Annotated in this window: 22 protein-coding genes and 2 pseudogenes; 18 read left to right on the forward strand and 6 right to left on the reverse strand. The window is 59.2% G+C overall.

Going from position 1 to position 22517, the window contains the following annotated elements; genetic code table 11:
* Positions 1–4 precede the first annotated feature (4 nt).
* The 15 genes from nifT (at position 5) to RAD04_RS05670 (ending at position 13370) form a co-directional block, all read left to right on the forward strand.
* A complete protein-coding gene (nifT, locus tag RAD04_RS05600) occupies positions 5–229 on the forward strand; it encodes a putative nitrogen fixation protein NifT (protein WP_027545445.1) in 225 nt (74 codons plus the stop codon).
* The gene (locus RAD04_RS05605; protein WP_461622953.1) at positions 226–1089 is read left to right on the forward strand and encodes an SIR2 family NAD-dependent protein deacylase; all 864 of its coding nucleotides are present in this window, start codon (positions 226–228) and stop codon (positions 1087–1089) included. Before nifT ends, RAD04_RS05605 begins: the two co-directional genes overlap by 4 nt.
* Positions 1090–1471: 382 nt before the next feature.
* Positions 1472–2968, forward strand: a complete 1497-nt coding sequence (gene nifB, locus RAD04_RS05610) for a nitrogenase cofactor biosynthesis protein NifB (protein ID WP_461623175.1) — start codon at positions 1472–1474, stop codon at positions 2966–2968.
* A gap of 10 nt (positions 2969–2978) precedes the next feature.
* Positions 2979–3203, forward strand: a complete 225-nt coding sequence (locus RAD04_RS05615; RefSeq protein ID WP_027545442.1) for a 4Fe-4S binding protein — start codon at positions 2979–2981, stop codon at positions 3201–3203.
* A gap of 133 nt (positions 3204–3336) precedes the next feature.
* Positions 3337–3657, forward strand: coding sequence for a nitrogen fixation protein NifZ (locus RAD04_RS05620; RefSeq protein WP_461622954.1), 321 nt, complete (start codon positions 3337–3339; stop codon positions 3655–3657).
* Between the two features lie 247 nt (positions 3658–3904).
* The gene (locus tag RAD04_RS05625; RefSeq protein ID WP_461622955.1) at positions 3905–4264 is read left to right on the forward strand and encodes a DUF3024 domain-containing protein; all 360 of its coding nucleotides are present in this window, start codon (positions 3905–3907) and stop codon (positions 4262–4264) included.
* Positions 4265–4300: 36 nt separating this feature from the next.
* Complete coding sequence (locus tag RAD04_RS05630) at positions 4301–4570, forward strand: hypothetical protein (RefSeq protein WP_461622956.1); 270 nt, start codon at positions 4301–4303, stop codon at positions 4568–4570.
* A gap of 971 nt (positions 4571–5541) precedes the next feature.
* Complete coding sequence (gene nifH, locus RAD04_RS05635) at positions 5542–6426, forward strand: nitrogenase iron protein (RefSeq protein ID WP_461622957.1); 885 nt, start codon at positions 5542–5544, stop codon at positions 6424–6426.
* 159 nt (positions 6427–6585) lie between these two features.
* On the forward strand, positions 6586–7266 hold the full coding sequence (locus RAD04_RS05640) for a nitrogen fixation protein NifQ (protein ID WP_461623176.1): 681 nt from the start codon (positions 6586–6588) through the stop codon (positions 7264–7266).
* A 687-nt stretch (positions 7267–7953) separates the two neighbouring features.
* Positions 7954–9144 (forward strand): homocitrate synthase, encoded by a 1191-nt coding sequence (gene nifV, locus RAD04_RS05645; RefSeq protein ID WP_461622958.1) that lies wholly within the window; start codon positions 7954–7956, stop codon positions 9142–9144.
* Positions 9145–9337: 193 nt separating this feature from the next.
* Positions 9338–9685, forward strand: a complete 348-nt coding sequence (gene nifW / locus RAD04_RS05650) for a nitrogenase stabilizing/protective protein NifW (protein WP_461623177.1) — start codon at positions 9338–9340, stop codon at positions 9683–9685.
* A gap of 501 nt (positions 9686–10186) precedes the next feature.
* Positions 10187–10447, forward strand: coding sequence for a hypothetical protein (locus tag RAD04_RS05655; protein WP_461622959.1), 261 nt, complete (start codon positions 10187–10189; stop codon positions 10445–10447).
* Between the two features lie 159 nt (positions 10448–10606).
* On the forward strand, positions 10607–11716 hold the full coding sequence (locus RAD04_RS05660; RefSeq protein ID WP_461622960.1) for an electron transfer flavoprotein subunit alpha/FixB family protein: 1110 nt from the start codon (positions 10607–10609) through the stop codon (positions 11714–11716).
* 11 nt (positions 11717–11727) lie between these two features.
* Complete coding sequence (locus RAD04_RS05665) at positions 11728–13035, forward strand: FAD-dependent oxidoreductase (protein ID WP_461622961.1); 1308 nt, start codon at positions 11728–11730, stop codon at positions 13033–13035.
* 38 nt (positions 13036–13073) lie between these two features.
* Complete coding sequence (locus RAD04_RS05670) at positions 13074–13370, forward strand: ferredoxin family protein (protein ID WP_461622962.1); 297 nt, start codon at positions 13074–13076, stop codon at positions 13368–13370.
* Positions 13371–13582: 212 nt separating this feature from the next.
* On the opposite strand, the pseudogene RAD04_RS05675 reads toward RAD04_RS05670, so the two are convergent.
* Positions 13583–14115: pseudogene (locus RAD04_RS05675) on the reverse strand (carboxymuconolactone decarboxylase family protein).
* A 16-nt stretch (positions 14116–14131) separates the two neighbouring features.
* Complete coding sequence (locus tag RAD04_RS05680) at positions 14132–14686, reverse strand: peroxiredoxin (protein ID WP_461622963.1); 555 nt, start codon at positions 14684–14686, stop codon at positions 14132–14134.
* Between the two features lie 1292 nt (positions 14687–15978).
* On the opposite strand from RAD04_RS05680, the gene RAD04_RS05685 reads away from it, so the two are divergent.
* The 3 genes from RAD04_RS05685 (at position 15979) to RAD04_RS05695 (ending at position 19900) form a co-directional block, all read left to right on the forward strand.
* Entirely contained in the window at positions 15979–16185 is a 207-nt protein-coding gene (locus RAD04_RS05685; RefSeq protein WP_461623178.1) for a cold-shock protein, read from the forward strand.
* Between the two features lie 1632 nt (positions 16186–17817).
* Entirely contained in the window at positions 17818–19173 is a 1356-nt protein-coding gene (gene ectB, locus RAD04_RS05690; RefSeq protein ID WP_461622964.1) for a diaminobutyrate--2-oxoglutarate transaminase, read from the forward strand.
* Entirely contained in the window at positions 19067–19900 is an 834-nt protein-coding gene (locus RAD04_RS05695) for a 2OG-Fe(II)-dependent halogenase WelO5 family protein (RefSeq protein WP_461622965.1), read from the forward strand. Before ectB ends, RAD04_RS05695 begins: the two co-directional genes overlap by 107 nt.
* Before the next feature lie 636 nt (positions 19901–20536).
* Here the strand turns inward: RAD04_RS05695 and RAD04_RS05700 are convergent.
* From RAD04_RS05700 to RAD04_RS05715, 4 genes and pseudogenes are all read right to left on the reverse strand, one after another.
* Positions 20537–20972: pseudogene (locus RAD04_RS05700) on the reverse strand (transposase); the annotation flags it as partial.
* Between the two features lie 18 nt (positions 20973–20990).
* The gene (locus RAD04_RS05705) at positions 20991–21380 is read right to left on the reverse strand and encodes a hypothetical protein (protein WP_461622966.1); all 390 of its coding nucleotides are present in this window, start codon (positions 21378–21380) and stop codon (positions 20991–20993) included.
* A gap of 58 nt (positions 21381–21438) precedes the next feature.
* On the reverse strand, positions 21439–21996 hold the full coding sequence (locus tag RAD04_RS05710; protein ID WP_461622967.1) for a hypothetical protein: 558 nt from the start codon (positions 21994–21996) through the stop codon (positions 21439–21441).
* A gap of 44 nt (positions 21997–22040) precedes the next feature.
* Positions 22041–22505 carry an IS4/Tn5 family transposase DNA-binding protein gene (locus RAD04_RS05715; RefSeq protein ID WP_461623179.1) on the reverse strand — a complete coding sequence of 155 codons (465 nt, stop codon included), beginning with the start codon at positions 22503–22505 and terminating at the stop codon, positions 22041–22043.
* Positions 22506–22517 lie beyond the last annotated feature (12 nt).

The following is a 22517-nucleotide window of genomic DNA, read 5'->3' on the forward strand; positions in this document are numbered from 1 at the left end:
TCTCATGAAAGTCATGATCCGCCGCTCTCCCGAGGCGGGCCTGTCGATTTATGTGCCCAAGAAGGATCTTGAAGAGCGGATCGTCGAATCCGAGCACGAGACACTGTGGGGCGGTTGGATCAGATTAACGAATGGATGGGTGCTCGACCTGCCCGAGATGGCGAGCGATACGCCGCTGCCGATCACGGTCAATGCCAAAAGGATTGGCGGGGACGGCGATGAACGATGAGCGCAATGCCGCAAATCAACTGTCTCAAAGGGACGGATGCAGAGGCGCTGCTCGCCAATGTTGCGGCCAGACTGCATGCCGGCAGCATTGTTCCCTATCTCGGGCCCGGGCTCGCCGAGTTGTCCAAGCCTGACGTGCCAGTGACACCTGATGCGCTGGCGATCTTCTTCGGCACCAAGGTCGCGCTGCCGCGCCGGGCCCGCGGCAATCCTTGGGCTGCAGCACAGCATATCGAGAGCAACAAGCATCGGTCTACCGTGACAGGGTTGATGGCTCAGGCGTTTGCCGCACCGGTCGAGCCGACAGCCTTGCATCGTCATCTTGCTGCGTTACACTTACCGATGATCGTCGATACCTGGTATGATGGCGCGATGCGCGCATCGCTTGGCAAGCGTGAGGGATGGGGCGAAGTGCAAGGGATTACCCGCGCCAGCATCGGCGAGGTTCGCTGGTACCGTTTCTATGATGCCGATGGCGTAGAGGTCGAGTCCCCGGCTGCCGGCGCCTGGACCACGGTCCTCTACAAGCCGCATGGCGGCGTGCTGCCGGCAAGGAACTTCCTGATCTCCGACGCCGATTATGTCGAGGTCCTGACCGAGATCGATATCCAGTCGCCCATTCCGGAGATCGTCAAGCAGCGGCGGCTTGGACGGAGCTTTCTTTTCATCGGATGTCGGTTCGACGATCAGCTGTTACGCATTTTTGCACGGCAGATCACGAAGCGCTCGGCAGACGTTCACTACGCACTTGTCGAACCCGATGCCCTCTCGCGCAACGAGCTGAGATTCCTGCTCGACCAGGGCTTGACCCCGCTCGCGATTGCGATCCCGCGCGCCGTGGAGATCTTGCTGGCCAATTAGAGGCGCTGGCAAAGCGAAGCCCGCCCACCTCGGTCCAGCCGTGGCAGTCGTCCGATCACAGTGAAAGGCGCCGGTGCCGCTGAGCGGGAGCGCGTTGGTTGACAGGCGCGGCAATCGCTCCCTGCATCCCAACGTCTGTCGGATTTCCAACACGCCGCATGCTTGCTGTCGGCTGCGCAACAGGGCAGATCGCTCTTGCTAACTGATTGCCGAAGATAAGAAAATCCGTCGCTGCCGCGATGGCATGCGAGTTGCTAACCCAAGTTCAGGGGATCGCTCAGGAGTGGCTCCGAGAAGCCTGTTTGGCTAGGAGAAAGAACTGGACATGGACGCAGTGGAGCGCGGCAGCAGCGCTAAAAATGCACGAGAAGGCGGCGGGACCATGCCGGCCGCCGAGCCTAAGAGCTGCGGCATCTCGGTTCGCCGCGGTAAAGCGAGCTGCGGGGCACACGGGGGCCAAGGCGATCTGCCGTCGGCGATCTGGGACAAGGTGAAGACGCACCCCTGCTACAGCGTCGAGGCGCATCACCACTACGCGCGCATGCATGTTGCGGTTGCGCCAGCTTGCAACATGCAGTGCAACTACTGCAATCGCAAATATGACTGTGCCAATGAATCGCGTCCGGGCGTGACCAGCGAGAAGCTCACCCCCGAGCAGGCAGCCAAAAAGGTGCTCGCGGTCGCCTCCCGCATTCCGCAGATGACCGTGCTTGGCATTGCCGGTCCCGGCGATCCCCTGGCCAATCCGGACAAGACGTTCAGGACCTTCGAGCTCGTGGCCAAAGCCGCACCCGACATCAAACTGTGTCTATCGACCAACGGGCTCGCCTTGCCCGATCACGTCGATACCATCGCCCGGCTGAACATCGAGCACGTCACCATCACAATCAATATGACCGATCCCGAGATCGGCGCTCAGATCTATCCGTGGATCTTCTATAACCACAAGCGATACAGCGGGCTCGAGGCCGCGAAAATCCTGATCAGGCGTCAGCTCAGTGGTCTCGAAATGCTCTCCGCGCGAGGCATTCTCTGCAAGGTCAATTCAGTCATGATCCCGGGCATCAACGAGCGGCACCTGGTTGAGGTCAACAAAGCCGTGAAGTCGCGTGGCGCTTTCCTGCACAACATCATGCCGCTGATCGCAGCCCCCGAGCACGGCACCATGTTCGGTCTCAAGGGCCAGCGCGTGCCGAGGACAAGCGAATTGAAGGCACTGCAGGACGCATGCGAAGGCGAGATGAACATGATGCGCCATTGCCGCCAATGCCGCGCCGACGCGGTCGGACTGCTCGGCGAGGATCGAAGCGCGGAGTTTACGAAGGAGAAGATTGTGACCATGACCGTCAACTATGACCCTGAGGCGCGCAAGGCCACCCAGGCTGGAATCGAGGCGGAGCGCCGCGACAGGATAATGCCATGGCAGGAGGAAGTGCAGGAGCATGCAGACGGGACAAGCGATATCAAAGTGCTGATCGCGGTCGCAACCAAGGGCGCTGGGCTCATCAATGAGCATTTTGGGCATGCCAACGAGTTCCAGGTGTATGAAGTATCGCAATCCGGCGCAAAATTCGTCGATCACCGCCGCGTCGATCACTACTGCCAAGGCGGCCATGGCGCGCAGGATGACCTTGCGGCCTTCATCCGCTCTATCAATGACTGCCATGCCGTGTTCGTCGCCAGGATCGGTGGTCGGCCGACGAGCGAACTCCACAAGGCTGGCATCGAGCCGGTCGATCAATACGCGCACGAGTTCATCGAGACGTCCGCGATCGCATGGTTCAGCTCTTATCTCAAGAAGGTGAAGAGCGGCGAGATCCAGCATGTCGACCGGGGTGACGGAGCGATCCGGCAGGACCCGATGATGTCGGTGGCGTGAAGGACATCGGATGCCGTTCAAGATCATTTCTTCGCAATGCACAGGCTGCTCCGCTTGTGAGACCGAATGTCCCAACGTGGCAATCTTCGAGAAGGGCGGAACGTTCGTGATTGACCCGAAAAAATGTACCGAATGCATCGGTCACTTCGAGGAGCCGCAATGTGTTGCGGTCTGTCCGGTCGACAAGACCTGCGTCATCGACACCTCATTGCCGCGATACCAGCCGCCGGCCTGAACGAGCGTAAGTGTCATGGAGTTCACGTTGACAGTAGCTGCAGAGAATCGCCGGCTTCATCCCGGCAATCGCGGCCACGGCGGCCAGCGAGCTCGCAGAATGCGGCCCGATCAAGTTCACGACGGAGTGATGCATGAGCAACATCGTCCGCGACAGTGACGTCATAGAGCTGGATGGACCGCCGGTCTTCACTCTTGGTGAAAAGGTGAAGGCCAACCGAACCGTCCGCAATGACGGGACCTATGCCGGCAAGGAGATCGGGGACGTCCTGGCCAAGAAAGGCGAGGTCGGTTACGTCGTTTCCATCGGGACGTTCTTGCAGCAATTCTACGTCTACGGTGTCGAGTTTCTTGAAACCGGCCATCGCGTCGGAATGAAATGCAAGGAACTTGATTCGGTGGACGCGGACTCTGAGCTCGACAATCGGCCATTGCGGGAAGGGCCCCCATCATGATCGCGCCCCTTCATTCGACATCCGAATGGCGCCCGCGGCTCAAATCCGCCGGCGACCCCATCAACGGCGGCTTGTTTCACGCCTGCGCGCCCTTGACGGCTCTTGTAGGCACTGGCCGCATCGGTGAGATCGTGCGCTTGAGAGCGAGCACGCAAGCGAACATAGGGACCTAATTTCCATAGTTTTGCCGGGCGGCCGGTCGGCTGTTCTGAAGCGCAAAGAACGCGGCTTTAAGGGGGCTTTCACAATGAATGCTGCTGTCATGAAAAGGGCAGTCGTCGGCCTGAACGCTCACCCGAACGAGGTCGATCGCAAGCGGATCGAATGCGCATTGGGCTCCCGCAGACGCTATCGTTATGTGTCACCCAGTGTGAAGCAGGTTAAGGGGGGCTATCTCATCGAGAGCCCCTGCTGCTCACGCGACATCGACAAGCATGGCGGCGTGATCGATGTCGCGTTGATCCATCATGACGCCGTGTGCGGACTGTGGAAGATGTTTTGGAAAGACCATGCGCGAGGAATTTGGCAATTCCACAGCGTCCATCAGCGGCTGAGCGCAGCGACAGATGAGCTAAATGCCGATCTCGACCGGGTGTTCTGGCGGTAACGCTACTGTTTACGCACACAAACGATAAAGTCGGTCATGGCACTGGACGACAACGAACTGATCGAACTTGAACAACTGATCACGGCGGCAGAAGGCCGCGCGAGCCCCTTGACCGAGCTGCGGCGCCGCTTTCCCCATCTCGCCCTGGTGCGATGCGATGCCTCTGATGTCACCGAGCCCCCCTTTCGCAGCTTTCCGCATTTTGACCTGCACTTGATCAACCGCTCCGAACACTGCGTCCAGATCACAGCCGATCCGCTGTTGGCGATTGGCATTGTTCTGGCGGCAAGGGGCCCCTCGGGGTGACTGGGGTTACATTCGCAGACGTTCATGGTCCCTTTCGCGGTGCGGTCATAGCGCATCACCGTTGCCGCCGTGACGAGTTCCCGGACTGGAAAAGACCGCCGATGGCGGGGTGCGCTGCCGCTTTCGCACCGATGAGGATCGAATTCGTGGAAACGATGACTGGCGCGTCCATCAACATGGGCATGCGCGCAGTTCGCTGCGAGGAACCTCTGGAACTTGATCGAAGGCAGCCGATCCGGGAGCGGCCATGTGGGTCGCCATTAATGTCTCGATCGCGATCTCCCCGTCGATTGTCGTGAAGAAGCCGCTTGCGAGCGGCCTGAGTCAGGCTCTCGATGATCGATCAGCGCCCGCTCATGCGTCGCTCTCGTGAGGACCCCAGCCAGCACAGTAGAATTCGAGCCAATCGACATCCCTGCGCGCTGGCACTCGGAAGCGTCTCGGTTTCGATGTCGTGATGCAGCGCGAACGGGAAGACCAACCGGTCATCCCATCTTCATCAAGCGCGAACACCTGTCTTTGGTCTGTGGCGCTCAAGTTTCGACGCTGATCGGAGCATCATTTCTGAAAAGCGTACCGAGAGGCTCGACCGCAGTTGCATTTCAAACCATCCGCAGTTCCGTCTGGCGCACGAATGCGCCGCAATCAATCTTATGTTTCGTCAAAAATTGTGAGCGCTGTCAGATTACACACAGCCGCACAGCTGCTGTCAGGTTCGAAACATCCAGCGCGATGAGAAATCTCGCGAAGTTTATAGTGCTTCATCAGAAGCTTAAACGGGCGGCCGGCGTTGGCACGGCAGTTGCTACTGCGATGCAGCAACACTGAGTAAGGGCTGAGTGCACGCCGACGCGCAAGACGAGCGATGCTCTCCTACCCTTGGACCCGTGTGCCCCGCTTCTGAAAGAGAAACAAGCTCGCGTGCAAAACCGCACGCAATCTTTGGCAAATCGGTTGATGGAGAGAGCAACATGGCTTCACTGAGACAAATCGCGTTCTACGGCAAGGGTGGTATCGGAAAGTCGACCACGTCCCAGAACACGCTGGCGGCGCTGGCGGAGATGGGTCACAAAATCCTGATCGTGGGCTGCGATCCCAAAGCGGACTCCACTCGCCTTATTCTGCACGCCAAGGCGCAGGATACGATCCTGAGCCTGGCTGCCGATGCCGGCAGCGTTGAGGACCTCGAACTCGAGGACGTGATGAAGATCGGCTACAAGGACATCCGCTGCGTCGAGTCGGGTGGTCCGGAGCCCGGCGTCGGCTGCGCAGGCCGCGGCGTCATCACCTCGATCAACTTCCTGGAGGAGAACGGCGCCTATGAGGACCGCGACTACGTCTCCTATGACGTGCTCGGCGACGTCGTCTGCGGCGGCTTTGCGATGCCGATCCGCGAAAACAAGGCGCAGGAAATCTACATCGTGATGTCCGGCGAGATGATGGCCATGTATGCCGCCAACAACATCGCCAAGGGCATTCTGAAATATGCGAGCTCCGGCGGCGTACGGCTGGGTGGCCTCGTCTGCAACGAGCGGCAGACCGACAAGGAGCTGGAGCTCGCGGAAGCTCTCGCCAAGAAGCTCGGCACTGAGCTGATCTATTTCGTGCCGCGCGACAACATCGTGCAGCATGCGGAGCTGCGGCGCATGACCGTGTTGGAATACGCGCCGGACTCCAAGCAGGCCGATCACTATCGCAACCTCGCGGCAAAGGTCCACAGCAATGGCGGCAAAGGCATCATCCCGACTCCGATCACCATGGACGAACTCGAGGACATGCTGATGGAGCACGGGATCATGAAGGCCGTTGATGAGTCCATCGTCGGGAAAAGCGCTGCCGAACTTGCGGCATCGTAAAAGGGCGCAACGCCGCAGCCCGGCCCTCCCAAAATCCAAAGAGGAGGGCCGGCAGTTGGGCGAAAGGGTGTCTCCCGAGTGTCGACGCGGTGATGCAGACTTTGACCAATGTGGAAAGAGTAGCGAACGCCCATGTTCGAAGAGCAGTTCTATCCTGTCATGGTTGTCGAGACGAATGATGGGAGCGTCCAGACAGGTGCAGGAATTGCAAGCTATCGCCTCCTGACCGGGATGCACCCTGCAGATGCCGACACAAGTAATGACAGCAGTTTCGACCGCCACGTGCTGGCGTCCATTCTGGCTGCCGGTGCAATGGACGGTGGTCTTCTCTTCGAGAAGGTCGGCCTGTCCAGCGATGAGCTGGCGGCGTTGCTCAAGCAACGCTTTCCGTCGGTTCGGATCAAAGAGGAGGAGTCGCCGCGGGATTTCGAGCAGAACGACAACGACGAGGTCAAAATGGTGCGTGATCTCTTGCTCGCGCAACGATCGACGGAAGGGGACACCGGCCATTGGCTGGCCGCGATGATCGCGCGCCGCGTCATGGAGGCGAATCATCTGTGGGCAGATCTCGGATTGCGCAATCGTGGTGAACTGTCCCGTCTCCTCAACCGCCATTTCGGGCCGCTCGCCAGGCGCAACGTCAACAACATGCGCTGGAAGCGTTTCTTTTATCGCAGGCTATGCGAGGACGAGGGGCTCATCTTGTGCACGACGCCGGTGTGCACAGAGTGCAAGGACTTCAACCACTGCTTTGGCGATGAAAGCGGCGAGAGCCGCATGGCCGTGCGCCGGCGTGACGTTCTGTTGGCGCCGGCCGCTCCGGTCGCGGGCGGCAACTGACCCGTATTCCCACCGCTCGATAGATGGTTCTTTGGCGCAACTGCCAGCCGACGGTCGCGCAGCTGGTCGAGGACGTGCAGGTGATGCGGCTAAATCTGTGCAGCGGATTACGACGCGAACCAGCGGGACGCTCTTCTGCTCAAGGCCAGCTTGCGCCCACGCCGCAAGCCCTGTGGTCTGAAGGGAACTGTGCTTTGCCGGCGCTGACACAGAATGCGGCTGCGGCGATGTGTTCAGGAGAGGCTGCTAAACTCCCTCGTTGCGGGGCCGGTCGGCCGGCGTCCATAAGATCGTGGATCAGTCGCGCAGCGGTCCTGTTGCGTTTGGATGATGCCTGATCTCTCACGACCGTTTTCGACACCGATCCCAGCCCGCATCCGTCACGTGGTTTACGGCGGCGGCGTCCTGGTCACTATGACCGAAGCCCAATCTCCTGATGCGATGTGCCTGGTTTAGCGAACCGATGAACCCTGGCGCGTCGGTCTGCTGTCGATCCGCGCCGTAACCCGAGCTGATCCTGGACGCAGAATGGTGAGAGCTCAACTGGCGCGTCCGTTTTGCGACACTGTCGTCCTGGCGACATCCGATTGCGGGCGAGAAATGGTGATCTTCAATAGGTCGGGATCCTGCGGGCGTGGCACGCGGTTTGCCAAAGCAGTCCTTGCCAAGCCCAATCAGGAGGCTTCGTTGATCGACGCCAAAGCCATCGCTCTCAAGCCATCATGGTCCGAGTCGGCATGGAACCAGCGGACTGTGCTCAATGACACCACGCTGCGCGATGGCGAGCAGGCGCCTGGTGTTGCGTTCACCACAGCTGAAAAGGTGGCCATCGCGCATGCGCTGGCGCGGGCCGGCATCACGGAGATCGAGGCGGGGACCCCCGCCATGGGCACTGACGAGATCGCGGCCATCCGTGCCATTGTCGAGGAGGGGCTGCCGCTCACCCCTATTGCGTGGTGCCGCATGCGTGAGCCCGATGTCGACGCGGCGATCGAGGCCAAGGTGTCGATAATCAATGTTTCGATCCCGGCTTCAGACGTACAGATCGCGGCCAAGCTGGGCGGGAATCGCGACCAGGCCTTGCAGCAGGTGAAGCGGGTAGTGGGTTACGCCCGCGAGCGAGGGCTTGATGTCGCCGTCGGAGGCGAGGACTCCTCCCGCGCCGATGTCGACTTTCTCATCAGTCTCATCGCGGCTGCGGAAGCCGCGGGCGCGCGCCGGTTTCGTGTCGCCGACACGCTCAGCGTCCTCGATCCCGACTCCGCCTATGCGCTGATCGCGCGCCTGCGCGCCACTAGCGATCTCGAGCTCGAATTTCACGGCCACGACGATCTTGGGCTCGCGACCGCCAACACGCTCGCTGCCATCAGGGGCGGCGCGAGCCACGCTTCGGTCACTGTCATCGGGCTCGGCGAACGGGCCGGCAATGCGCCACTCGAGGAAGTTGCGGTCGCACTCAAACAGCTCTACGGGCGTGACACCGGCATCGTGCTGCCGGAGCTCACAGACGTCGCCGCGCTGGTCGCGGCCGCGGCTGCACGGGCGATTCCTCTCAACAAGGCGATCGTCGGGGAGCATGTGTTCACGCACGAATCCGGCATTCATGTCGATGGGCTGTTGAAGGACGAACGCACCTATCAAGCGCTCGACCCACGTTTGCTTGGTCGCTCCAACCGCATCGTGATCGGCAAGCATTCCGGGCTTTCGGCCATCACCACGCTGCTCGGGGAATTGCAACTCGCCGCCACCACCGAGCAGAGCAGACACATCCTGTCCCGAGTGCGCAAATACGCCATCGAGCACAAGCGGCTGGTCGCACGCGAGACGGTGGCGGCGATCTGGCGTGATGTTTGCGAATGCTCTTCCAATCGCACGTGAGTGAGCTCTCGGGTTTCACTGGGCCCGCCACCAAATCAATCGGAGCGCGGCCGAAGCGCTCGCAGATCGCGTTGAAGTCCGAGGATTGGGCTGTGTGACCATCTACAGAAGGGCCCACGCGAAACAGCCTTTTCCGCGAACCAAGCAGGCGCTGCCGGATCTCGACCGAGGCGCGCGGGCCAATCCAGGGACAATTTCGATGAGCAATGCACCCCAGAGGGCCGGCATCCTCGATCGGCTCAACAAGGTCTCCTCGGCTGAAGAGATCTTTGCGCTGCTTGGCGTCGACTACGATCCCAAGATCGTCAATGTCGCGCGCCTGCATATCCTAAAGCGCATGGGACAACATCTCGCCAAAGAGCAATTCGCCGGTGCCACAGAAGCGGAGATCGCTGCGCGCTGCAAGGCGATGCTGGAGCAGGCCTATGCCGATTTCGTGGCGTCTTCGCCAATCGACCAGCGGGTCTTCAAAGTCCTGAAGGATGCGGTCGCGGAGCCCAAAAAGCCGGCCGCCTTCGTGCCGCTCAGTACGTTGAAATAGCCTTCTCTTAAACGCCATCTGCCTCAGAGCAAATAGCTGCGGCGCGCCTCGGCGCGCGCCTCTTCGTTCGGTCGAGTCTGTGGAGCGACGCGGGAGACGGGCCTGTCGCGTTTCCGACGCATGTCGCGGCCCTGTTGTCCCCGATGCCAAGAACCACGCTTGCAACCGCGCCCAATTCAATTCCTTTGGTGCATGACCTCGCGGTGTTCTCAGTTGGTATGACACTTGCTGCTCTGCACCTAAGTCCGCGCAACAACGAATCGAGCTTGTCCTGGAGAAGCGCATGCATAGCGTCATCTGCATCAAACAGGTCCCCGACCCAGCGCAAAGCCGCGCGCGGTTCCTGTCAAAAACGATTGTGCAGCGGGGCGTGCCGACCAACCGTCACGAACCCGTAGCCGCAGAGATAGTAGTTAGTTCCGTGACCAGACGACCGGCGAGACCAACGTGCTCGCTACGGGGCCGTATTCACCTGAGCCCTGACCGCGGAAGGTGCGCACCTTGGGTGCCAAAGCTGCGATGCTGTTTACCGAATGCTCCTCTGTCGACGACGCGAAGCTACCCACGACGTACGCACGCACGATTGCGATCTCGAAGATCAGGGCGCTATCTGGTGGGACCGCTGTTGTCTTCATTGGCAAGTCGGCCATTGACGGCGGCATGGCCCAGATCGGCCCCCGGATCGCAACGTACCCCTGTTTACTGCAGCTCAGCCACCTCGCCAGAATCGTCGGCCTCGATCTCCGCGTCCGCAGCTTCTGATGCGGAGCGCCGAGGGTCCCGTCCTCCGCGAAAAAGACCCTTATTGTGAACCGCGAGCAACCGGCGAACGCTCTCATTAGGGCCATGTTCAACCGACAGTCGAAGCCAGAGCCCGATCATGTCGCGCAGGCGCGTGGATCGGAAGGAGAATTCAAAGCGATGAGCAACGTCATCAAGGCTCCCACATCAGCCGCAGCGGGCCGCGCAGCAACGAAGAAGCAGTTGCCGGATCGGTTCAAAGGCTACAAACATGTCTGGGTCTTCGTCGAGCAGGAGCGCGGACAAGTGCACCCCGTCTCCTGGGAGCTTATGGGGGCGGGCCGCAAACTTGCGGACAGGCTCAAGGTTAAGCTCGCGGCTGTTGTTGTCGGCCCTGAGGGCGAGGCCACACGCAATGCCGCGCTCGAAGCCTTCTGCTACGGTGCCGATTTGACTTATCTCGTGGCTGACAATGTGCTCTCGGATTATCGTAACGAGTCCTACACCAAAGCGCTGTCCGATCTCGTGGAGATCTACAAGCCGGAGATCCTGCTGTTAGGGGCAACAACGCTCGGCCGCGACCTTGCGGGCTCGGTCGCCACCACATTGCTGACCGGCCTTACCGCCGACTGCACCGATCTCGACGTTGACGCCGATGGCTCGCTCGCAGCCACCCGTCCGACCTTCGGCGGCTCCCTTCTCTGCACGATCTACACGCTGAATTACCGGCCGCAGATGGCAACCGTCCGCCCGCGCGTGATGCCGATGCCGGAGCGTGTCGCGCGCGATCCCGGCCGCATCATCGTCCATCCGCTGGGGCTGGTGGAAGACGATATCGTGACCAAGGTGCTGTCGTTCATCCCCGACCGTGATTCCGCGAAATCCAATCTGGCGTACGCCGACGTCGTGGTCGCCGGTGGGCTTGGGCTCGGTTCTCAAGAAAACTTTCAGCTTGTGCGCCAGCTCGCCGGCGTGCTCGGTGCCGAATATGGTTGTTCCCGTCCGCTCGTGCAAAAGGGATGGGTCACCTACGACCGACAGATCGGCCAGACGGGCAAGACGATCCGACCAAAGCTCTATATCGCCGCAGGCGTTTCCGGCGCGATCCAGCATCGGGTTGGCGTGGAGGGCGCCGATCTGATCGTCGCCATCAATACTGACAAGAACGCGCCGATCTTCGACTTTGCCCACATCGCCATCGTCAGTGACGCCATGCATCTGTTGCCGGCGCTGACGGACGCGTTTCGTGCGCGGCTCTCGCCACATTCGCGCGACCGGATTGCGAGCTAAAGGAGGCTATCATGATCGAGGAAAGGTTCGATGCAATCGTTGTCGGCGCCGGCATGGCGGGCAACGCGGCGGCACTGACTATGGCCAAGAAGGGCATGAAGGTGCTGCAGCTCGAGCGCGGCGAGTACGCCGGATCGAAGAACGTTCAGGGCGCAATACTTTATGCGGACATGCTGGAAAAGCTGATCCCAGAGTTCCGGGAGGACGCACCGCTTGAGCGACATCTGGTCGAACAACGGTTCTGGATCATGGATGATCGCTCCCATGTTGGGCTGCATTACCGCTCGGAAGATTTCAATGAAGAGCGGGCTAACCGGTACACGATTATCCGGGCCCAGTTCGATCGATGGTTCTCCTCAAAAGTGCGCGAGGCAGGCGCGACCGTGCTGTGCGAGACCACCGTCACCGATCTTGCGCAGGATGCCTATGGCAGAGTCATCGGTGTTCGTACGGATCGCCAGGATGGCGAGATCCATGCAGATGTCGTGGTGCTGGCCGAGGGCGTGAACGGGCTGCTCGGCACGCGTGCGCGCCTGCGCGAGCGCCCCAAGCCTAACAAGGTGGCTCTCGCGGTGAAGGAAATGCACTTTTTGCCGCGCGAGACCATCGAAGCGCGTTTCAATCTGAGCGGCGACGAAGGCGTCGTGATCGAAGCTGCGGGCACCATTTCCGGCGGCATGACAGGAATGGGTTTCATCTATGCCAATCAGGAGTGCATTTCGCTCGGTATCGGGTGTCTTGTCGCAGACTTCCAGCGCACCGGAAAGACGCCCTACGAGCTGCTCGACCAGTTCAAGCGCCACCCGTCGGTCGCGCCCCTGATCGAAGGGTCCGAGGTCAAGGAATATTCCGCGCACCTCATCCCCGAGGGCGGCTACAAAGCCATCCCGCAGCTCAATGGAGACGGCTGGGTCGTGGTCGGCGACGCGGCGCAGCTCAACAACGCGATTCATCGCGAGGGGTCCAATCTTGCGATGACGTCCGGACGGATCGCGGCCGAAGCGATCTTCCAGATGAAATCGCGCCGGCTTGGCATGACCGCGGAAAATCTCGCGCTCTACAAGAGGATGCTGGATCGCTCCTTCGTCTTGAAGGACATGAAGAAGTACAAGGATATGCCGAGGCTGATGCATACCAACTCGCAAAATTTCTTTCTGACCTACCCCCAGCTCATCTCCAAGGCGATGCAGACCTACCTTCGGGTTGACGGTACGCCAAAGTCTGAGAAGCAGAAGTCGACGCTGAAATCCTTTGTCAATGCGCGGTCCTGGATAGGGCTGTTCGGCGATGCATTCCGCTTTGCCCGCGCCTGGCGCTAATTGTTCGAAGCGCGAACCCGAAACCAACGAGGCCGACTATGAAGCTCGAGAGATCAGTGCGTGTCGAAGACAAGTTGTTTTGCAACCGCTATCTTGTGGACGCCGGACGTCCCCACATCAAGGTGCGCGCACACACCAGGCCCTCGCCGCAGCTCCTTGCGCTTTTGAAAGCCTGCCCCGCGCGCTGCTATGATCTCAATGACAAGGGCCAGGTCGAGGTCACGGTCGACGGCTGCATGGAGTGCGGCACCTGCCGCGTCATCGGCGAGCCCACCGGCGACATCGAATGGAGCTATCCGCGTGGCGGATACGGAGTGTTATTCAAGTTCGGGTGAGGGTACGGTTGCCTCCGCGTTATCGGTAAGGCGGAGAAGATCTCACGGCGGAGTCATTGCGCCGTACCTTGCGCGCGCGCCAGAGGCCGAAAATCGACCGAACTCAAATATTCGGATGCAAGGGCACACTCGGCGAACTCAGCTCCTGAATATCGGCGCCCACCCCGAACCTGCCCCGGGAGCGGTGAGGCGAAGGGTGCGGGAAGGGCGGATTACTCCGCCGCTCGTGGCGTGCCACGCCCTGCCGCCTCGATCGCAACCGCAACTGACTGCACGATCGCGGCAAAGCGCACGGTCGTTTGAATTGTGTCCGAGCTGACGCCGTTATTGCCGCAGCGTCTTCTCGTGGGCGTCCATGCAGGCGCCGCAACCGTTGATTGCGCTCACTGCCAGTGCCCACAACTCGAAATCGGCTCTGTCCACGCCGGGACTGCCAAGCCAATTCATCCGCAGCCGAGCGGGCATTGTCTTGTATTCGGGATTGGAGGCGAGATGTACAAATCGGTAGTAGACGTTGTTCATCGCCAAGACGGATGCTGCGGATTTCGCCGCTTCGACTGCCGCCGGCGTCATCACCCACGCCTGCGGCGGATTCCACAGCGGCCGTCACGACCGAATTGCGGGCCGCGATCGCGCTCGACAGCAACAGGCCGTATTTGCTCTGCGATGACAATGTTTCATCCGCCATCATGGACGCCAGGTTGAGCCTGACGTCCTTAGCGAAATCCGGAATCCGCTCTTTCAACTGTCGTCATATCCCCTCAAGCGACTTTCAGTGTTTCGCCGCCGATCTCGCGGTTGCAGGGGCAGAGCTCGTCAGTTTGCAGGGCGTCCAAGACGCGCAACGTGTCATTCGGGCTGCGGCCGACATTGGGATTGGTGGCATAGACATGCTGGATGGTATTTTCAGGATCGACAATGAAGGTCGTGCGGTGGGCAACGCCATCGGCCGAGCGGCCGCCCAGGCCATCGACGAGCGCGCCGTCCGTGTCGGCAAACTGCCAAATCGGCAGATGGTGCAGGTCCTTGTGCTCGCGCCGCCAGGCAAGCTTGCAGAACTCATTGTCAGTCGAGCCGCCCAGCACGACCGCATCGCGGTCGGCAAAATCCTTGGACAGGCGGGCGAACTCGGCGATCTCAGTCGGGCACACAAAGGTGAAATCCTTAGGATAAAAGAAGATAATCTTCCATTTCCCCGGAAAGCTCCTTTCGGTCAGCGTCTCGAAGGCACTCTGTCCCTTCTCTTCGTGCAAGTGAAAGCCGGGCTTTACCCCGGTGATTTGGAACGACGGCAACTTACTTCCAATTCCAAGCATTTATGTCCCCACTGTGTACTTCGGACGAAGCCGTGTGATCTCGCGCCATCGGCGAAGCAAGCGATGTGCCATCAGATCCCGCGGGTTAACTGTCGCTGATCCAACATTCGCTTGTCCTTATGCGAGTCCGAGCCATGTTGCGACATCAACACTGTGGTTCCTGAATTCAGACGGTGCTGGACCGGGAGACCCGAAGAACGAAGATCTATCGCAAGCTCTCTCGACATCGCGACGAATAGGACAGGCGCCGGGTCCCGATCCGTGAGCAAGCCGGCAATGATGTCTCCGGAAACAGAATGAGGCTGGAAGCAAGGTCCTGAGCTTGTCCACAGTAGGCACTACATTGCGAGCGCAGGGAGTTGCGACCGCAAATAATGCTCGGGGCGATCGAGTTCTCTCAACGCTGAGCACCTGAAGTTTGGGTCGCAATCCGGCCCTCAAGTTGCGCAGTTGAATGAAGCGGTGCCATCGTCGTTGCTTGGCTTGTAAATGACAACCGAGCGAGCTTTCGATGAGTCTTTCCTCCGGAGTTTCGGGCCGAAACCTGAGAATACCGGAGGGAATGATCCCGTTCCTGTGGGAAGATCAAGTGCTAGCGACTAAGCTCGGGCCAATAGGCATACCTTGTGCTATTGACGCTTAGCGATACACGTCGAATCCGCTGGGGATCACGGCGCATTGTGTATCTCATTCATCATTCTCGCTGGGCAATGCACTTGGCCTGGATCTGAATGAGCCTACCCATATCCGATCTCGCGCAGTCAGCGCTATCAGCGTAGGAATCAGGAGACCAGATGATCAAGGCCCGGAAGGAAAGAGTCCGCGAACTAATTCGATCACTTGAATCGGTCCAGGTGCGAAATCGGGCTCTCCGCGAAGGAGCGAGTGCGTTCAAAGGTATGTCGTCCTCCTTGACGGAGACGGGGGCTGGCAAGAACGATGCAGCGCGTTCCCCGCGCGAAACTGGCGACGACATCCAGAGCGTCATTGAGCCCAGGACCGCTGTCGGTGATGACAGCCATGTCGGAACCTAAGGCGGCACCCAAGCCACCAATCATTGCCGTCTCGTCAGGCTCACGGCCACGCGCTTCTCATGAAATACTGTAGAGCAGCCTCGGCTAGAATGGCACCGGGAGCGCGACCAGTGGAAATCACAAGTCTGGCTCAAAGCTTGCAATAGGCGAGACGAAGCAGGAGACACGATGGGGCGCTCGGCGCTAAGCCCCGCCGGTCACGCCGGCGCTCGTCTGCGCTCCTGGAATCCCGAATATGAGCACTATTGGAGAGTGAACGTGGCGATAGGCATTGTGAAGTGGTTCAATCCTGAAAAGGGGTACGGATTCATCAGGGCTGACGACGGCGGCGGTGACGTCTTCGTTCATATATCGGCAGTTCAAAAGGCCGGGCTCACAACTTTAGCTGAGGGCGCGCGCGTGAGCTACGAGCTTCTCCCCGGCCGCTCCGGCAAGATGTCGGCGGAAAATCTTCGTATTGGCTGAAGCCGGACCTCTGGCCTTGTTAGGCCAGCAGATCGGGAGAAGGGGTTGGTGTGCCACCTTTCAGTTCAACTGACGTGTACGTCAGGCTCCTTGGACCAACTGAAGCTGCTCGATGACCCATCCTCCCTACATGAAGCTCCCCGAGCCTCAGCCCGTGCAGCCATTCGCGTTGATCGGTTGACCTAGGAAAGTGATCGTGACGCGACGCGCTTCGGCGTGCCTTTGAAGCAGGATCCAGCTTGCATCCCATTGGTCGAAGTGCAGCTTGAACTAGCGGCGTTGAGTGCTGATCCATAAGCATGTTAGCTTGATCGCTCCAGGTAAGGCAACCGGAGACGTCCGCCGACGGCCGCAGCTAAAGATCCGGGACTATAGATGAGACTCGGTTTTCGCTGGTGCCTTTGGTTGCGACGACCTGCGTCATGATGCCAAAGAGTGTCCCTGCGCTTGTCCGCTGGATGTCAGGATACGAGCCATGAACTGCGGGCGTCGTTCGTCCAAGCGGGCAGAAATTCAATGGTCATCGAGAAATGCTGATAACCGCTCAAAAGGCCTGAGCGCGACGGCCACACGAATTTGCCGTGTCGGATCGTTGTGACTCCGGGTTGGTGGACGAAGCAGATTTTGGGTCGCGCTGTTCGGGAAGTTGTAAGTGTTCCCGACCTTTGAGCGAGAACATCGCATCCGTGATCGACAATGTTTTGAGATCAACGCGCGCACAAATCCCAGCAAGCGCACTGGCAGATCCATCGAATCGTTGATAGGTGCACCAATTGAGTAGGGCGAGGCCCGCTGCGATGTGAGAAACACGAGCGCGCTCGTGCTGGTTGGGCGTTCCGGCCACAAGCGTCCAGTTGCGGACAAGACACTTGGCGAAGACCCTGGGATGCGCCTGGCCAGCACCGGCTAGGATGAGCTCAATCCGACCGTTAGACCCCGCGCAAATGCTTCGAAGCACTGTGTCGACACGCTAGAGTGAACCTGTACGGGCGCTTGGGCAACGACAGACCTTCTAACCGCGGCCAAGCCTCCACAACAGCCAGGCATCCTGAAACAGGTCGAAACGCCGAAAGCCATTCGGTTTTCGAGAGGCGACGATGGGCGTGGCAGCGTGGATACATAGCTCAGGATACGAAACTGCCAGCATTAGTAGGTTCGTTGTTCGCTTTTCTCAGGTATGGAGGAAACCATCTGAAAGATGCGCGCAACGCGGCACAAGTCCATGCTTCGGAAGATAATCATGTTCAGCAAGTTGAGTAAGATTGAGCGCAGGCCGAATACTGTACCGGCTTACACAGACAGCGTGCTAACCGGAATGAGGGGCTTCTGGACGTTGGCCATACGCACATGGCGCTGTCGCAGAATACGGTCGTCGTGGCGCCGGGCGTACGGGCAAGCCAAAGTATGCGGCTCGGATGGATTCTACATCTCGAACATAAAAGCGACAGCTTGCGAATGATCTCGACCAAGTCGATGATTAAAATGGGCTTCAGAGAGGCGCGATTCAGCTGCACGAAATCATGGGCCCGCAATGCGTCGTCATCACTCGTGTGGTCGGAGTCAGGCTGAAGAACGTCTATCGCGAAAAGCCAAACGCGCTAATGCGATGCCTACGTACAGATGGACCGAAAAATGAATACCGATGTCTTCGCGGCTTATGAGTCCAACGTCCGTCGCTATGGGCGCTCCTTTCCCGCGGTCTTTACAAAGGCCCTTGGCGCGACGATCTGGGATGAGGCCGGCAAGAACTATATCGATTTCCTTGTGGGGTCCGGCGCACTGAACTACGGACACAACAATCCCAGCATTCTTAAACCAGGAATCGAATATCTCGCCGGCGGGAACATTCTGTTGTCGCTCGATATGTACACGGCGGCAAAGCGCGAATTTATTGAAGTGTTTGTCGATTCGATCCTGAAACCCAGAGGCCTTTCGTACAAGATACAGTTTCCTGGGCCGACCGGCACAAATGCTAACGAAGCTGCGCTTGCGCTTGCTCGGAAATATACCGGTCGGTCGAGCGTCATGGCCTTCTCAAATGCATTCCACGGCATGTCGCTCGGTTCCCTGGCGGTATCTGGTTCTGCGTCGACCAAGGACCTAGGCGGTGTTCCTCGCCACGACGTGATCCGCGTCCCATATGACGGCTATCCGAGCGAAGCGTTTGATTCCGCGAGCTACATTGAGCACGCGCTAAGCGATCCGGGCAGTGGCATAGAGAAGCCCGCTGCAATCATTCTGGAAACGATCCAGGCAGAAGGCGGCATGAACTCCGCGTCCGCAGCGTGGCTCGCAGAAATTCAGCGCATTTGCCGTAAGTACGGCGTTGTTTTCATCGTCGACGATATTCAGGCGGGTTCGGGACGAACGGGCGATTTCTTCTCGTTTGAGTTCGCCAAGATCGAACCCGACGTCGTGTGCCTTTCGAAATCCCTGAGCGGTTCAGGTAATCCGCTCTCCATTGTTCTGATCCGACCCGATATGGACATATGGAATCCGGGAGAACATAGCGGGACCTTTAGAGGCAACAATCTAGCCTTCGTGACCGCGGGGGCCATGTGCAAGATGTGGTCGGACAAGCAGTTCGTTGCCGGCGTAGAGCGGACTGCCATCAAATTGCAAGGACACCTTGATTGCCTTGTCACTAGGTTTTCCAGTTTCATTGAACAAAAGCGCGGCCGCGGTCTGATGGCCGGCCTCAAGTGCCGTTCACACGCCGTTGTTGCCCGTGTGCATGATATCGCTTTTGAAAATGGCCTCCTGATCGAATCGTCAGGGCCAAATCGCGACGTCATCAAAGTCCTCCCGCCGATAACGATCACCCACGACGAACTCGATCGCGGCATCTCCATCCTCAACCAAGCACTGCAGGAGCAAGCCAATGGTAACTGCGCAAGTATCTCAAGCACCAGCGGTCTCGCCTCTTACGATCAGGGAGCGGACCGGCTCAATCAGCACTGCGGAGATTGTCTCAATCCTGAAAGGTGAGATTACAGGCCTACACATCAAACAAGGCTTCAGTATCGAGGTAGCCGAAGAGATCACCGCGAACTTTACTCGCAATCCCGGTCTCAAGGAGCGAAAAGATGGCGTTCCCGGACAATATATAGGCGCATCTCACTACAAGAAGGATGCAGCCGGCTATTTCGCAGAGGCAAAAAATGAGCAGCCGTTCATCGATGGCCTCTTTGGCTCTTTGGTGGATCCGGTCCGCGGATTGTTCGATGCGTTGAGGCGCGAGCTTCACAAGCACGGCATTCAATTGCGGCTGGCCAGTTCAAGCCACGGCCAGGCTAACATTTGTCGCGCCATCTGTTGGTCTGGCACCGGCACGTATGCCCTGGAGCCTCACGATGACCTGGCTCAGGTCTTGTGTGCCGACGACCTTGCTGCTGTAGCCAAAAACACCGTCGTCGCGCTCAACTTCTATCCTAGCATGCCCGAGAAAGGTGGCGATCTGAGGATCTGGAGCCATAAGCCGACAGCCACGGACCGAAAGTCGCAGGGCGTCGAGACCACCGGCTATCCTTATTCGACAGCTTATCTCGAGGCCGTTCCTTCTCACGAATTCAAGCTTCAGGTTGGGGATATCGCTCTGATCGATGGCGGCTTTATTCACGGCGTCACCCGACAACTGGGCGACGGTAGACGCCGTCTTCTGCTGAACTCCTTCTTCGGGTTTGCACGGCCTGATCTTGTTCTTTGGTGGACCTGAAGTTCGGCATCGCGGCGAGTGAGCTTCGCGGCAGTTACAAGCGTCAACACGCTTGGAAACGGGGAGTTTAGCGGGATAACTGGCGGTTCCAAAGGCAATTTGCCGAGGCGGACATGGCCTTGTAGATTGCTGCGTCCAGGCAAGGCCACTGCGAAGTGGTTCGCATCGCATAGGTGGAATGCGCATATGTCTCCAGCGCTTTCGACCGGGTTCCCGGCGCTTAGTGCTTACTGGCGATTGCGCCCGTCGCGCTGCGACGCGACGAGATCAGTCATGTCTTTCGACAAGGCCCAATCGGTGTGCTCTGATGCATCGGCGGAAACCAGCGAAACTGATCCTAGTGTCAACGGCTAAAGCTGTCGGCATGGGCGAGTTGCTCCATGCGAGCAACGTCAATGACGAGGGCGCGAGACCTGAGTTTTTTGCGCAGCTCCTAGGCTGGAGTCGCCGCCGAGCACATCCGTGAATGCTGGATGACGATCCGCCACGCTCGCGCCCTAAGACGACGACCGACGTGGAAGCTCATACCGGGAACGTCTTTGTTTCGTCGCACTGATCCGAGGAGCGGCCAATTTGCCGTTCCGACAGTGCAGCAGCAAGGTGAGATGCGGGCCGAGCATTCCTTTGAAATTGCAGCACCATGGTGTCGACCGTGAGCCGATTGAGGTCTTGACTCCGTAACGCGCCGGCCTCGTGCGCCACGCGCGGGTTCTCGGCCAACAGCAGCTCCAGTCTGTCGTCGAGCCGCTTACGCCAGCGGCTCAGGTCCGAGCGCTCGTGCGGGAATCCGTCCTGGTAAGAACTCTTCGCCGGTGAAGTACTGGAAATACAGGGTCTTGGACGCTGCGCTCGCACACAGCCTCGTCGGACAAGCCGTAAATGTGCTTGAGCAAGGATAGCCTGATCATGAAGCGCGTCTTGCCAGGCCGGCCGTTCTCCCCGTAGAGCGGCGGGATCTCGTCGCCGATCCAGTCCCAATCGACCTTGCCGGCAAGCAGAACAAGCTCGTGCCTCAGATTGATGATCTGTCAAGCCGCGCCCGGAACGGATCGTTGGATCCGGTCGTCTTGGTCTCCCTCCGGTGACGCTTTCAATTACCCACAATTTCTGCTCCGACCATGGCGCCCAGCGCTATATCGGTGAGGCGCGACAACCCGCGCCACATGACGGGATTGCCAGGCGGCGGATCGCTGGTGCGGGCGAGATAACCGCCGAGCCGCGCGATCTTGGTCAGGTAATGTGAGAGGGTTTTCCGTCGAGCTTGCGGTTTGTCATTCACGAGGCGATCGAGCAGGGCGATTTCAGTCGCGGTCAACGCAAGAGTCGGTAGTGCCCGTGGAGCTGATCGATTGAGCATCGTCATCCAGAAGACCCGCGAACTCAGGATGCAAAAGAGCGAGATCAGATTGGTCAGACGCTGGGCGGTCCTGAGCTTTGACTCCTCAGCTTTGCAGCCTAATTTGAGGATCTTGTGGAACACCTCGATCTTCCATCTCAAAGCATACCATTCGCGCTTCTCAATGGCGTCGGTGCGGGAGCTAACAGGCAGATCTGTGATCAGCTTCTACTCGATTTTTCTTTCTGTTCTTCGGCGTCGCGCGCTCTTCGGCATGGATCACCGTCAAGGTCTGCGCGGGATAGCGCTTCTGCTTTCCGATCGGCGGCAGGACGCGAATCTTGCGATATCTGATCTCGAGGACGGCTTCTTCGGTATCGCCGTTCTTGTCTTGTCTCTGACGTCGATGCGATGCAGTCCTTTGACCGCGACCTCGTCCATTTCGTCGGCGATCGTGTGATTTCCACCCAGCCAAGCGGTCAACGCAAGTCCTGATCACGAAATGCGTTCCAGCTTCTCGAGCCGAGCAGAACGGCTCATAGATGTCGCTCTCGCGATCACCAACATGGATGCATCGTTCCGGATAACCCAGCAGCTCTGTGGATTGCCGGACATTGTCCAGCCACCGAATGCTATCCTTCTTCTCGATGGGAACGCGCGTCGGATTGATCTTCTTCTTAAGCGCGGCAGTCCCCTTGAATTTCTTCCGAGTCCAGAATTTGACAGCCGTCAATCCAAGCGGCAGCCCGTCGGTCGTCACCGCCAGGCTCGAGTGCATCAGGATGCCGCAGACCGTGTGCGATCTCAGGCGGCACGCCTTGTCGCGCCCGCTGTTGGTGATCCCGATCGCGTCTGAGTTCTCTCTTTGATAACTGAACTCGGTCGTATCGTGGTATCGTGGAGCACTAGAATAGGGCCGTCGGCGGCAATCGTGCGTTCACGCGTCGATTGAAAGTGGCCGGCCAGAATGTCCGCCTCACTGACCCGGTCGTTGGAGAAAAACCGATACGCGGCCTTGGTATTAGCCCAGTCCTGGCACACCAGCGGAATGCTTTCTCCCATGGCGCTCCCGATCTGCGCTACCAGTTTGCGGAGCCGCTTATTCAGGCGCTCGTCGGCAAGCTTGCAGCCAGCGAGCTCGCGATCAAACCATGCGTCGGCTTTTTCGTCCATTGGCACCGCCCCCTGCGAATCGGTGCCAGACAAGGAATCACGGTCCATTCCTGCGATGCAATAGTTGGTGCGCTCCCTCAGCCCACTCGGCTCCATGTGGGTATTTGA

This window comes from Bradyrhizobium sp. 25ACV (genome assembly GCF_054863005.1).

Coding starts and splice junctions, on each gene's coding strand:
- nifT (WP_027545445.1), top strand. CDS start 5: ATGAAAGTCATGATCCGCCGCTCTCCCGAGGCGGGCCTGTCGATTTAT.
- RAD04_RS05605 (WP_461622953.1), top strand. CDS start 226: ATGAGCGCAATGCCGCAAATCAACTGTCTCAAAGGGACGGATGCAGAG.
- nifB (WP_461623175.1), top strand. CDS start 1,472: ATGCCGGCCGCCGAGCCTAAGAGCTGCGGCATCTCGGTTCGCCGCGGT.
- RAD04_RS05615 (WP_027545442.1), top strand. CDS start 2,979: ATGCCGTTCAAGATCATTTCTTCGCAATGCACAGGCTGCTCCGCTTGT.
- RAD04_RS05620 (WP_461622954.1), top strand. CDS start 3,337: ATGAGCAACATCGTCCGCGACAGTGACGTCATAGAGCTGGATGGACCG.
- RAD04_RS05625 (WP_461622955.1), top strand. CDS start 3,905: ATGAATGCTGCTGTCATGAAAAGGGCAGTCGTCGGCCTGAACGCTCAC.
- RAD04_RS05630 (WP_461622956.1), top strand. CDS start 4,301: ATGGCACTGGACGACAACGAACTGATCGAACTTGAACAACTGATCACG.
- nifH (WP_461622957.1), top strand. CDS start 5,542: ATGGCTTCACTGAGACAAATCGCGTTCTACGGCAAGGGTGGTATCGGA.
- RAD04_RS05640 (WP_461623176.1), top strand. CDS start 6,586: ATGGTTGTCGAGACGAATGATGGGAGCGTCCAGACAGGTGCAGGAATT.
- RAD04_RS05660 (WP_461622960.1), top strand. CDS start 10,607: ATGAGCAACGTCATCAAGGCTCCCACATCAGCCGCAGCGGGCCGCGCA.
- RAD04_RS05665 (WP_461622961.1), top strand. CDS start 11,728: ATGATCGAGGAAAGGTTCGATGCAATCGTTGTCGGCGCCGGCATGGCG.
- RAD04_RS05670 (WP_461622962.1), top strand. CDS start 13,074: ATGAAGCTCGAGAGATCAGTGCGTGTCGAAGACAAGTTGTTTTGCAAC.
- RAD04_RS05680 (WP_461622963.1), bottom strand. CDS start 14,686: ATGCTTGGAATTGGAAGTAAGTTGCCGTCGTTCCAAATCACCGGGGTA.
- ectB (WP_461622964.1), top strand. CDS start 17,818: ATGAATACCGATGTCTTCGCGGCTTATGAGTCCAACGTCCGTCGCTAT.
- RAD04_RS05695 (WP_461622965.1), top strand. CDS start 19,067: ATGGTAACTGCGCAAGTATCTCAAGCACCAGCGGTCTCGCCTCTTACG.
- RAD04_RS05715 (WP_461623179.1), bottom strand. CDS start 22,505: ATGGAGCCGAGTGGGCTGAGGGAGCGCACCAACTATTGCATCGCAGGA.